This window comes from Anaerotruncus sp. (assembly GCF_057433415.1).
On the sequence record NZ_DBMDHH010000098.1, the window covers coordinates 1 to 4,395 of the forward strand.

At 56.7% G+C, this 4,395-nt stretch carries 4 protein-coding genes; all 4 read left to right on the forward strand.

The features are described from left to right. A partial coding sequence (locus ACZO3G_RS14505) for a rhodanese-like domain-containing protein (RefSeq protein ID WP_486847361.1) occupies nucleotides 1-489 on the forward strand: 489 nt, incomplete at its 5' end. Then, nucleotides 486-635: a hypothetical protein gene (locus tag ACZO3G_RS14510; protein ID WP_349149303.1), complete on the forward strand. Its 150-nt coding sequence runs from the start codon at nucleotides 486-488 to the stop codon at nucleotides 633-635. The genes ACZO3G_RS14505 and ACZO3G_RS14510, both read left to right, overlap by 4 nt. A 21-nt stretch (nucleotides 636-656) precedes the next feature. Further along, nucleotides 657-965: a GTP pyrophosphokinase gene (locus ACZO3G_RS14515; protein WP_486847362.1), complete on the forward strand. Its 309-nt coding sequence runs from the start codon at nucleotides 657-659 to the stop codon at nucleotides 963-965. Nucleotides 966-1,395: 430 nt separating this feature from the next. Continuing rightward, a complete protein-coding gene (locus ACZO3G_RS14520; protein WP_486847363.1) occupies nucleotides 1,396-3,972 on the forward strand; it encodes a cation-translocating P-type ATPase in 2,577 nt (858 codons plus the stop codon). Nucleotides 3,973-4,395 lie beyond the last annotated feature (423 nt).

Sequence of the window (4,395 nt, forward strand, 5' to 3'; positions counted from 1 at the left end):
ATTGATGTACTGGCCACCGCCATCCGCGCCGGTATGACGGCGCTGGAGCTGACAGAGCTGGATCTCGCCTACGCGCCGCCCTATTCCTCCGCCAAGGACCCGGTGAATATGGCGGGCTTTATGATCGAGGACTTGGAGAGCGGAAAGGTGCGCCAGTTCCATTGGGATGAGGTGGACGACCTGCCCCGCGATGGCAGCGCGGCGCTGCTGGATGTCCGCACGGAGTGGGAGTATCAGCGGGGCCATCTGGATGGCTTTCGGAATATTCCCTTGGACGATCTGCGGGAGCATTTGGACGAGTTAGACCGGGACAAGCCTGTCTATGTGAATTGCCAGACAGGGCTTCGCAGTTATCTGGCCTGCCGTCTTTTGACGCAGTACGGTTTCTCTTGTTCCCATCTCTCCGGCGGATACAGTTTTTATCAGGTCGTAACAAAAGAGCAGCAGACAGCGCGGGGCGCCTATCCCTGCGGGATGGAGAAGCTATGAGTGAAAATCTATTTGGTTTGACGGTTGCGGCAGATAAAGGCTTGGATGATGTGCAATGCCAGCGCCTTTTGAGAGAGAACCGCAAATATCAGGAGGTCATGCTGCAATACCGCTGCGCACTGAAAGCACTTGAAAGCCGGTTGTAAATTTTGAATGAGGAATTTTCATTGCAGCATGACCGCAATCCGATAGAAAGTATGAAAAGCCGCTTGAAGTCGCCATCCAGCATTATGAATAAGATGCACAAGCGCGGACTTCCTCTGGATTTTCCGACCATGCAGGCAAATATCATGGATGTTGCCGGTGTGCGCGTGATCTGCTCTTTCGAGGAGGATGTGTTCTTTTTGGCAAAGTGCTTAAAAGATCAGTCTGATATTGAGATAGTCACAGAGAAGGACTACATTTCCAACCCAAAGCCCAACGGCTACCGCAGTCTGCACCTGACGATCCGGCTGCCGGTATATTATATGAAATAAATTTTACGGCTGTGCAGGCATATCTCCAACACCGTGCTATACTGTACGGGAAATTGAGAGTACCATCCGTTCAAGGAGGTGTGCATGGCAAAACCGATGTAAACATCTCACCGGAAACCATGCTGGACGTAAGTCTGACCTTGCTGATGCTGGGAGAAAATCAAAAGCTGGAAAATACTTCCACCTGTAAGAATCTGTACAGGTACAATTCTCAACGTCCTTTAGCAGGCGTCCTTCTTGACAATGTGAAAAGAATGGTGTATCCTTCGTTCAAAAGGGAGTAGCTTGCACAGCTTTGTGTATCCGTTGGCGTCAGTACGGGTCGTTTGGCTCCGCTGCGGATTGAAATGGCGAGACTTTTGTATCAATGTGAAGGCATTGACGCAAAAGGGCTCGCCTTTTTTGCGTCCGCCGAAAGGAGACACAGTACATGAAGCAGGAAAAGAACATTTGGGAACAGTCCCGCGTGGAGTTGTTCCAGAAACTGGATTGCCGGGAGACCGGCCTATCGCAGGAGGATGCGGCGGATCGTCTGGCAAAATACGGAGCCAATGAACTGCACGCCGGCAAGCAAAAGAGTGTTTTGCAGATCTTTCTGGGGCAGTTTGCGGATTTTCTGGTGTTGATCCTCATCCTGGCCGCCGTCATCTCCGCCTGCATGGGGGACGTGGAGAGCATGATCGTCATTCTGGCGGTCATCACCATGAACGCAATTCTGGGCACCGTTCAGACCGTCAAGGCCTCCGCATCGCTGGACAGCCTGAAGCAGATGTCCGCTCCCACCGCCAAGGTGCTGCGGGACGGTCAGATCGTACAGATCCCCGGTCGAGAGGTGGTTCCCGGTGATGTGGTCATATTGGAGGCGGGAGATTCCGTCTGTGCCGACGGACGCCTGTTGGAATGTGCCAGCCTGAAGTGCGCGGAGAGTGCCCTCACCGGCGAAAGCCTGCCGGTGGAAAAGGATACGGAGCCGCTCAGTGGGGAAACGGCCTTGGGCGACAGGAAGAACATGGTGTTCTCCGGCAGCTTCGTCACCTATGGGCGGGGCCGCTTTCTTGTGACGGCCACCGGCATGGACACGGAAATGGGCAAGATCGCCCAGCTTCTGAAAAACACGGAGGAGCGGAAAACGCCGCTTCAGGTCAGTCTGGACCAGTTCGGCAGAAAGCTGTCGATCATCATTCTGGTGATCTGCGCAGTGCTGTTTGGCGTCAGTGTGCTGTGGCGGCACGAAAACGTGATGAACGCCTTTCTCTTCGCCGTGGCGCTGGCGGTGGCCGCTATCCCGGAGGCCCTCAGCTCCATCGTGACCATCGTGCTGTCCTTCGGCACCCGGAAAATGGCCAAGGAAAACGCCATCATCCGCCATTTGCAGGCGGTGGAGGGGCTTGGCAGCGTGTCGGTCATCTGCTCGGATAAGACGGGTACGCTGACCCAGAACCGTATGACGGTGCGCAAGCTCTACACCGGAGGCGAGGTGATCGACGCCAAGGACGCGGACTTCCGGGACCCGTTACAGGAGCCGTTGCTGCGGACGGCTCTGCTGTGCAGCGATGCGGTCATTAGCGGGGATACGGAGATCGGCGACCCCACGGAAACGGCACTGGTGCGGCTGGGGGAGACCAACGGCTTTGACGAGGATCTCGTCCGGAACCGCTGGCCCCGTCTGACAGAGATCCCCTTCGATTCTGACCGGAAAATGATGTCCACGGTCCACAAGCTGGCGGGTGGCCTGATGCTGGTCACCAAGGGCGCGACGGATGTGCTGCTGGACCGCTGCGTGGTGACGCCGGAGGAACGGGCGAGGATCGAACAGGTCAACGAACAGTTTTCCAACGAGGGCCTGCGGGTGCTGGCCTTCGCCTGCCGCAGCGTGGACGGCCCGGCCATCACTCTGGCGGATGAAAACAGCCTGACTTTCCTCGGCCTCATCGCCATGATGGACCCGCCCCGTGAGGAATCCAAGGCGGCGGTGGCGGAGTGCATCCGCGCCGGTATCCGTCCTATTATGATCACCGGCGACCACAAAATCACGGCGGCGGCCATTGCCCGTGAGATCGGCATTTTGCGGGACGGCACGGAGGCCGTGGAGGGCGCGGTCATCGACGGCATGAGCGACGAGGAATTGCAGGACTTCGTGCCGAAGGTCAGTGTCTACGCCCGTGTGTCCCCGGAGCATAAGATACGCATCGTCCGGGCGTGGCAGCAGCGGGGCAATCTGGTAGCCATGACCGGCGACGGTGTCAATGACGCCCCCGCTCTCAAGCAGGCGGACATCGGCGTTGCCATGGGCATCACGGGAACGGAGGTGGCCAAGGATGCCGCCGGTATGGTGCTGGCGGACGATAACTTCGCCACCATCGTGAAAGCCGTGAAGAATGGCCGGAACGTGTATGCAAACATCAAGCGGGCCATTCAATTTCTGCTCTCCGGCAATACGGCGGGCATTTTGACGGTGCTCTACGCCTCTCTGATGGGACTGCCCGTGCCCTTCGCGGCAGTGCACCTGCTGTTCATCAACCTGCTGACGGACTCTCTACCCGCCATCGCCCTTGGCATGGAGCCACACACCAACGAGGTCATGTCGGAAAAGCCCCGGCCCCGGAACGAAGGCATCCTGACAAAGCCCTTCCTTTATAGCGTGGGCGTCGAGGGACTGGTCATCGCCGCCGCCACCGTCACGGCCTTCTATCTGGGGCTGAACGCCGGCGGTGCCGCTGCTGGACAGACCATGGCCTTCTCCACCCTGTGCCTGAGCCGACTGTTCCACGGATTTAGCTGCAAATCCCAGCATCCGGTGCTGCTTACCCGGCACTTCTGGAACAACCGTGCCTTGTTAGGGGCCTTTACCATCGGCGCTCTGCTGCTGGGGCTGGTGCTGCTGGTTCCTGCGCTGGAACCGCTGTTCGCCGTGGCCCCCCTGTCCATTGGGATGGTGGGTGCCATTGTGGGACTGGCGTTTGGCTCTATGCTGGTGATTCAGCTTCTGAAATGGATCCGGCGGTAAACGAGCAATATTATTTGCTGGTCGCCGCGAAGCTGCGGGAGACCGCGGCTCATGTGATCGCCATGTCCGTTCTGGTGCTGAATCTCCGCAAGATCCAGCGTGCTCTTTTGAGAATGCTCGCATATCTTCTGGAGATTCTGGCTCAGAACAAAAATTGGGCACTTGTTCAGTGGACATTAGTTAGACCGCTTGAGACTGGTGTCGTAGGTCACAAAAGTTACATTTTGTTGTTCAGCTATTCATCTATCTTTCGTGTGCAGATGAAATTCTACTGTTTTTGAGCATTAAACGAGCTTTGAGCTTGTAGCAAGGCTCAAAAAACCAGCCCCGCAGCAGGGGGAAAATTTAGATACTCGATTAATCCGCCAAGCTGATCTGGCCATTGCTGTAACGATACATAGTTGCCCTCCAGGTACAAGGTTT

Excerpts from the sequence above, each read along its gene's own strand:
- ACZO3G_RS14510 (WP_349149303.1), top strand. The coding sequence starts at position 486 with ATGAGTGAAAATCTATTTGGTTTGACGGTTGCGGCAGATAAAGGCTTG.
- ACZO3G_RS14520 (WP_486847363.1), top strand. The coding sequence starts at position 1,396 with ATGAAGCAGGAAAAGAACATTTGGGAACAGTCCCGCGTGGAGTTGTTC.